We start from the raw sequence: 6,940 nt of genomic DNA on the forward strand, positions 1-6,940 counted from the left end.
TGCTTATGCCTGTGGTTCTCTCTGAACATCCCTTCACCTCAAGTCGAATAGCCTCAACTTGAGTCTATCGCATCCCAATATCAGCTTCAATACCAAGGCGCTACCTTTTTGCAGGAACGCCATATATCCCTTTGGTTGCCTTTTGGAACTCGTTCCAGGTCTGGATTGTTTCATCGCCGTACCTCAAGAATGGGCGAGCATATCTCAACCTGTTGAGTTCCGTTGGATCGAGGATGCCAAGTGCGAGCCAGCCCGCGTTTTGCCATGAAGGATCATTGGCAAAGGTATGGACATCATATGCTGTACCACCAACATTGATAGCTGTAAAAGCAACCGCAGCAATAATCGCAAGGGGAATGAGGAACTCCCCGCTGGGATCGGTATACCTCAGTGGGTTGTTGAGGCAGTATGTGTATCTGTTAAAGTTCTGCGGATCGGCGGGATTGGGAACAATGGTATCCGCGCTGATGAACCGGCCGATCTCGACATCGTAATATCTGGCAACAATTGAACCTGCCGCAAGATCGTAGCCACATCCCCCTCAGCCGGATACGATTTTGGGGCTACCCCCCCTCGGCCGGGACGCAAGACCGCCGCTTTTTCAGCTTGACCCCCGATGCGAGTTTTCGGCCCCCAATCCGCCAAGGCCGATATGCATTTGTTAAAGAACGAGCTTAAGCCCGTCGTCTTACCTCATACGATAGACAAATGAGACAAGAATTGCAAGAGACTGGCATTGACATGGTATCGGATGTGGATTAGAATAGCTATATCAATCAATGTAACTGCAGGGGGATGCCTTTGAAGACCATCCAGATGACATTAGATGAGAACCTGGTTGAAGCCGTTGACGAAGTGGTTAGGGAACTCAATACCACTCGCTCTGCTTTCACGCGCAGTGCGCTCCAAACCGCCCTGGATCGCATCAAGATCAGCCGCCTTGAAGAGAACCACCGCAAGGGTTATGCGGCTCATCCCGTAACCAAAGAGGAGTTCATCGACTGGGAAGAGGAACAGGACTGGGGAGACAAATGAAACAGGGAGAGGTCAGATGGTACAAGTTCAAGGCTCCCGATAAGAAACGGCCTGTTTTAATCCTGACCCGTGACTCTATTTCCGAGTACCTCGGAGAAGTGACTGTTGCCCCGATAACTTCCACCATCAGAGATATCCCCAGCGAAGTGTTCCTGAGTAAGCACGATGGCATGACACAAGATTGTGCCATTAACTTCGACCACATTCAAACAGTATCAAAAGGCAAAGTGGGCTCGCTCATCATGACCCTCTCTGAGGATAAGATGCAGGAAGTCCGTAAAGCGATTCTGTTTGCCCTCAATCTGTGAATACCCTCGGTCTCTATTTGGCTGCCTTGCTTCCTTTTTCCGCATAGTGCTGCTCCACCAGAGGCTCGGCAGGGACGAAAGGAAAACCGCAGAGATCACGGAGCACACAGAGATGTAGACTATTTTTCCCTCCGTGCCCTCTGCGCCCTCTGCGGTGATATTCCACGCCTCGGGCCACAGCAGCCTTACCATAACCAGTTATGGTAAGTGGGACCATTCGTATTCAAGGAAAGGAGAAGGACGGCAGCGACTAGAGAGGCCGGAGGAATCCAGCCTCTTCTGTATTTTGTGATGGTGGATTTGGCATCCACCCTACCTCTAATACTGTGGGGGATTATGATACCCCACGGCAGGTCCAATATCAAGCGCAGGTCTCGGTTGCCCAATCCCGGCAAGTCAGGCCCACACCCGGCAGCGGAGGGGAACCCAACCACCCCACGCACTAACGAGATTTATGTGTAAGCTTTCGCTCCCAACCCTTCCAACCCGTACCCCTAACATAAAAGCGTCAGTGCGTCCCAGTAGGGCACCACCCCGAAAGACGCTCCCGGCCGTGGCCCAACTTGCCGGGGCGAGTGGTGGGAGAACTAGGCCTTGTTTGCCGAACAATTCATTTTTGATTTCAAGGATCACTCTAGCAATGTAGAGGTCTTATCCACAAGCCATCCAAGAGATTCTGCTTTCTTTTGAAGCTGCTCTGCATGATACATTGAATACCTACCAGCATACCATTTGCGAGTCTGCTTTATCTCTATAAGAAGTCCATTGATCGAGACAGAGGCTGCATTTGGTACGAGTTGCCTCAACGAGACTATATCTGAGGCAGTAGGCTCTTTTACATTCCAGAGTAATGTCACTTCGACATGTTCTGTATCAGCGAAATCTTCATCTGGATATACACGCGTATTGATTTCGGTTCCACAGCGAGCACAACGTAACATTTGCAGATGACCACGCTGCTCTACAAGTACAAACTCAGAACTCGCGCAATTAGGACATTTTTGTTTTTTCATCTCTATCATGAATGTCACCAGGAAACATGACTATATAGTGGATTGGTGTTCAAGTTATGAATTATCTGCTGATCTGTAGCATTCAGGAATCCAGCTGCCCTTTGCCATTGATATGCATCAAGCTCATGCATCAGCCTGTACGTGTCAGGGGTTATACCTTGAAGAATATGGCGAGATTCGTGGGCAGCAATCCCTGCTGCACGCCTTGCGTTTCTTACCTTGTCCATTGCAATATAAACATCACGACCAGGTGCCCAAGATGCGCGACCTGCAGCTCCCATACGGAATGGATCAGTTGCCACAAAGTTTAGTCGAACTTTGCCACGCTTTATCAAGGATGCAGTTGCCAATGATTCTCTTGTCCCGCTTTGTCGCAGTTGTCGCATGACAGCAGCTTGAGATACCTCATTTACAACATTCGCTCCGCCTATCCTCGCAGCATCGCCTCCAGCATTGACTGCTCTATATGCATTATCCGCCTGATTAATTCCCCTGTAGACATCATAGGCCTCATCGGCATGGGTAGCTCCTCTGACTGCCACACCGCCACCAGCAACGAATGGGATAAAAGCACAACCGATGTCAGCGCCTAATGCTGCCCAGTTTTCCCAATCGGTGGGATATTTAATGATGGTATAGACATCATAAACAGCGCTGCCGATATCAAACAGCGTATCCAGGAAGTGCCCGCTCGGGTCGGTGTATTTCAGCGGGTTGTTGAGACAGTATGTGTATCTGTTAAAGTTCTGGGGATCGGCAGGATTCGGGACAATGGTGTCCGCGCTGATGAACCGGCCAATCTCCGCATCGTAATATCTGGCATTATAGAAGTATAAGCCGGTTTGGTCAAGCCTCTGGCCGGTGAACTTCTTATCCGTATCCAGCAGCGGGTCGGTATCCTGGCGTTTGGAGCCAAACGGATAATACTGCTGGTCCTGCTCCAGGCTGATCCGGCCCCCATTGCTGTCTGTGGTGAAGACTGTGCTTCCCAGATGATCGGTATGGACATACTCTAGCGTGGATGAGCCGTCATCGGTGACCTTCCTGAAGGCCACTTCCTGCCCGCCGAGGTAGTAATGGGAGGTTTCCTTGCCAGTGGTGAGGTTCTTCTCGAAGTAGGAGTTGACGTAGAGGACTCTCTCGCCATTCTCTTCCTTCAATAGCCGGTCGCCGAAGGCATCGTAGGCAAAGGTGGCTTGTGTTTGCATGTCATCCAGATTGGTGACCTTGACCAGCCTGTTTTCTTCATCCCACTGCAGTTTCTGGTTATGGGAAACCCTCTGCTCCATGTTGCCATTGGCGTCGTAGGTGTAGGAATTTGTACCAGCCGAGGTAACGGCGTGCTTGTGGGCCGGATCCTCGTAAAGATAGGTCCGGCCGTTGGCCGATTGGATGTTGCCCAGTTTGTCATATCCATAGCTCCGGCTGTATGACGTCGAACCGCCGCTGGCCGCGGCTGTTTTGATCCGGTCCAGGAAGTCGTAAGTGAAGGTCTCCGTCTCCCCGGTTACTACGTTGTGCCGCTGGGTGAGGTTGCTGCTGGCGTCCCAGGTGTGCTCGATGTCCTGTAAGGGATTGCCATCTTTGGTGGTACGGATGCGCCAGAGATTGCCATAGTAACCGCCGGGGTTATCGTTGTCTCCGCCAACGCCCCAGTAGCCATAGATGGTCCGAACCACGTTGTTCAGGTCGACGTCGCCTAGATCGATCTGTTTCACCTGGCCCAGCGGGTTGTACTGCATATCACTCACCAGATAGTCATCGGTGCCTTCGAACTTGAGGGTCTTCGGCAGACCGCGATCGCTGTAGTCTTGCTCCACCATCTCCCCTTGCTGATTGGGATAGGTGACCGTTTTGAGGCGGTCGGCGCTGTCGTAATCATATATGGTAGTGTAGGTTTGACCGTCATAGGTGAGGGACTCCTCATGAAGGCGGCCGCGTTCATCGTAGGTGAAGGTGGTTTCTGCGATTGTCACTGGAGTCTCTGGCTCAGTGCCCCGAACGAAGGGATAGCCGTCGTTGGTCACCCCGTCCATATTCCAGACGGTGCCGAAATCCCAGCCAGCTAGTGTAAATGTCGATTTCGTTTTCATCTCGGCTGTTGATTTTCCAGTACCCAGTTGGGAGAAGTCCATCCCAGACGTTTCCATATCCCAAAAACAGGCATCAATAGAGGACTCTCCCTGCTTCGAGCCAAAACCGTTAGCGGAATTGCCAGTTCCGGTGTTTTCAACATGACCCGTCGCGTAGCAATTTTGATACAAAGCCCCGCTCCAGCCATCTTCGAAACCCACAAAACCGCCAACCGAGCCATTATTCCCAGATAACACGACTGGACCTATTGCATAGCAATTTAATATTTTTGTACTACCACATGTGAATCCTGCAAAACCACCAACGTCGCTCTGATTTCCATTATTAGAAACCCTTCCAGTAGCAATGCACCTTGTATAAGACTCATCGCCACACGTGAATCCAGAAAATCCTCCCACAGTGTTACCAATGCCGGATACAATCACATCTCCGGTGGCTCTGCAATCGGTCAGCTGTTCATGATCACAGGTATACCCAACGAATCCGCCAACCATGTTGTCATCGCCAGATACAGCCACATCTCCACCGGCGCTGCAATCCAGAAGCACCTCATACGAGCAAGTAAATGCAATGAAACCGCCAACCGTGTTATGTAGCCCGGAAGCGGTCACAATGCCTGTAGCACTGCAACCCGTCAGTTGTTCATAATTACAATCTGTTGACCAATTACGTCTACTGCAAACCTTGAATTCTCCCCATGTTTGCTATTATCAAGTGAGAACAGTGGGAAAATCGGGCAAATACGGTGGACTGGTTAATTATGGTACAGAACAATTGATTGATTCAATAGGAGATATGATCAGCTCTGTAGTGAGGTTGAGACATAAGCATAGTGGGCGTGTTGATATCGAACATACGTTCCACGAAACGTGGTTTTCCTGTGCGATTCCCTACAGTGTAACGGCGGATTCTGGTGATCTGTCATTTACTCATCTGAAGGCGGTTGCGCCGACGCAGTTGGCAACGCTGGCTGAGCCATTGCATGCAGACAGAGCGACACTTGACGATTCCTACGCATATAGGCGGTATACAGACACAGAGCTTGCAACCATGAACTTGGCGAATATCATGTCATCTCCCGAGGACATCGTATTTGTTAGCTCCAATCACGCATTCATTCATATGCCGAATCGTCCATCATGGGTAGAAGACGATTACATCCACTCGCTGCAGCTAGTGTTAATATTTAAAGTGCTACTCTGCAGATCGGAGGCGCACTTCGAATACGTAATCTCAAGCGTGTGGAAAAACAGGGCGCTGGGATCTAGAAAAGCACATAAGATCATAGTCAGCTCAAAGAGCGAGCTGAATCATATCTTGAATGCAACGAATCCTGGGCGATTCACCAAGTACTATGATCACGCGAAATTCATAGAGCAACTGAATGACCGAACCCAACTAAATCAGCATATTGAGGTGGCGCGTGATAAGTTGAATGTATTTGAATGTATTGCAGGGCCTGAGGGACGAGATGCAACAGAATACAGATTTCGTGATAAGAGACGTCCTCTTTTTTCTTGCGGGTTTCACAACAGTAGCCACCTTACTTTCATTGCTGCAAACAGGTAGTACCGGTTCGATGAATGTATATGGGATCGAAGTCTTGCATCGTAATCTGCCGGTGGCTTGGGTTCAGAATGTTGGTCTGTCTGTTTTTGCCGACGCGATATTCTTGATCTTGGGTCGTATGTTGGGTCGCACAAAAAGGAGAAACAAGAAGTGAGTCATGAGGTGTCAAGTTGAATGAGAATCTTGAAATCAGAACGGCCGACCTTTCCGACATGAAGGCCATCATGGAGATTGAATATGCTTGTTTCGATCCGGGAGTAATAGAATCCAAAGAGGTGTTTGAAAGTCGGATACGACAATTCCCTGAGGGGTTTCTGTTCGCTCTGGATAACGTCGGAAGGCGAGGTATAGCCTATTTGTCGTCCGAACGGTGGGAAAGACAGGGAGATAGAAGATATGATTTCTCTTTAGATCAGCAAATAGGTAAAAAACACAGCCCAACTGGTCCTGTCTTTTACATATCCTCAATGGGTGTCCTCCCAAATTATCGCAGGAGAGGAATAGGACAAGAAATGTTCGGGCGGTCACTTCAGCTTGCTCAATCTCTCGGTTGCACCGAGGCGATATTGATCGTCGGCGAGACTTGGATTCATGCGCATCCAATTTATGTGAAGCAAGGTTTTACGGAATTGTATAGAATCGAAGACTTCTTTACCCCTGAATCAAAACCCGCATATGATGCAATAGTCATGTGGCGACGATTATGAGTGCAGATCGTCAGCGATAATGGGACAGGCAAAGGAGTAGGAAAACCGAACATCTTGACGGGGATAATAGGATGAGGCTTCTTTCTCCTAGCCCAACTTCCGCAGTTTCGAAGCTGACAGGTGCTTCTCCCGAACGTAAAGTTGGTACTACATTGCTTTAATTTTCATTCGCTGAGGGAGGTGCAGCCCAAGCATCTGGAGGAGAACTGCCTGG

Annotated in this window: 9 protein-coding genes and 1 pseudogene; 5 read left to right on the forward strand and 5 right to left on the reverse strand. The window is 49.6% G+C overall.

All coding sequences use genetic code 11. The annotated features are described in order from the left end of the window. Positions 1-33: 33 nt before the first annotated feature. Positions 34-174, reverse strand: a complete 141-nt coding sequence (locus tag PHV74_14045; protein MDD5095478.1) for a hypothetical protein — start codon at positions 172-174, stop codon at positions 34-36. 205 nt (positions 175-379) lie between these two features. Beyond that, positions 380-508, reverse strand: a pseudogene (locus tag PHV74_14050) (RHS repeat-associated core domain-containing protein). Positions 509-816: 308 nt separating this feature from the next. On the opposite strand from PHV74_14050, the gene PHV74_14055 reads away from it, so the two are divergent. Together PHV74_14055 and PHV74_14060 are read left to right on the forward strand one after the other, a co-directional pair. Then, entirely contained in the window at positions 817-1,035 is a 219-nt protein-coding gene (locus PHV74_14055) for a ribbon-helix-helix domain-containing protein (protein ID MDD5095479.1), read from the forward strand. After that, complete coding sequence (locus PHV74_14060) at positions 1,032-1,343, forward strand: type II toxin-antitoxin system PemK/MazF family toxin (protein ID MDD5095480.1); 312 nt, start codon at positions 1,032-1,034, stop codon at positions 1,341-1,343. The genes PHV74_14055 and PHV74_14060 overlap by 4 nt, the downstream gene beginning before the upstream one ends. A gap of 13 nt (positions 1,344-1,356) precedes the next feature. On the opposite strand, the gene PHV74_14065 is transcribed toward PHV74_14060, so the two are convergent. The 3 genes from PHV74_14065 to PHV74_14075 form a co-directional block, all read right to left on the reverse strand. After that, positions 1,357-1,560, reverse strand: coding sequence for a hypothetical protein (locus PHV74_14065; GenBank protein ID MDD5095481.1), 204 nt, complete (start codon positions 1,558-1,560; stop codon positions 1,357-1,359). Positions 1,561-1,972: 412 nt separating this feature from the next. Then, positions 1,973-2,365 (reverse strand): hypothetical protein, encoded by a 393-nt coding sequence (locus PHV74_14070; protein ID MDD5095482.1) that lies wholly within the window; start codon positions 2,363-2,365, stop codon positions 1,973-1,975. Positions 2,366-2,370: 5 nt separating this feature from the next. Then, complete coding sequence (locus PHV74_14075; GenBank protein MDD5095483.1) at positions 2,371-4,686, reverse strand: RHS repeat-associated core domain-containing protein; 2,316 nt, start codon at positions 4,684-4,686, stop codon at positions 2,371-2,373. Positions 4,687-4,908: 222 nt separating this feature from the next. Between PHV74_14075 and PHV74_14080 the strand changes: the two genes are divergently transcribed. From PHV74_14080 to PHV74_14090, 3 genes are all read left to right on the forward strand, one after another. Further along, positions 4,909-5,046, forward strand: coding sequence for a hypothetical protein (locus PHV74_14080; GenBank protein MDD5095484.1), 138 nt, complete (start codon positions 4,909-4,911; stop codon positions 5,044-5,046). A 118-nt stretch (positions 5,047-5,164) separates the two neighbouring features. Further along, entirely contained in the window at positions 5,165-6,019 is an 855-nt protein-coding gene (locus PHV74_14085) for a hypothetical protein (protein MDD5095485.1), read from the forward strand. Positions 6,020-6,189: 170 nt separating this feature from the next. Next, positions 6,190-6,726: an N-acetyltransferase gene (locus PHV74_14090; GenBank protein ID MDD5095486.1), complete on the forward strand. Its 537-nt coding sequence runs from the start codon at positions 6,190-6,192 to the stop codon at positions 6,724-6,726. Positions 6,727-6,940 lie beyond the last annotated feature (214 nt).

It is taken from the genome of Dehalococcoidia bacterium (genome assembly GCA_028711995.1).
Taxonomy (GTDB): Bacteria; Chloroflexota; Dehalococcoidia; order SZUA-161; family SpSt-899; genus JAQTRE01.

Coding starts and splice junctions, on each gene's coding strand:
- PHV74_14055 (MDD5095479.1), top strand. CDS start 817: ATGACATTAGATGAGAACCTGGTTGAAGCCGTTGACGAAGTGGTTAGG.
- PHV74_14065 (MDD5095481.1), bottom strand. CDS start 1,560: ATGGTCCCACTTACCATAACTGGTTATGGTAAGGCTGCTGTGGCCCGA.
- PHV74_14070 (MDD5095482.1), bottom strand. CDS start 2,365: ATGATAGAGATGAAAAAACAAAAATGTCCTAATTGCGCGAGTTCTGAG.
- PHV74_14080 (MDD5095484.1), top strand. CDS start 4,909: ATGATCACAGGTATACCCAACGAATCCGCCAACCATGTTGTCATCGCC.
- PHV74_14060 (MDD5095480.1), top strand. CDS start 1,032: ATGAAACAGGGAGAGGTCAGATGGTACAAGTTCAAGGCTCCCGATAAG.
- PHV74_14045 (MDD5095478.1), bottom strand. CDS start 174: ATGAAACAATCCAGACCTGGAACGAGTTCCAAAAGGCAACCAAAGGGA.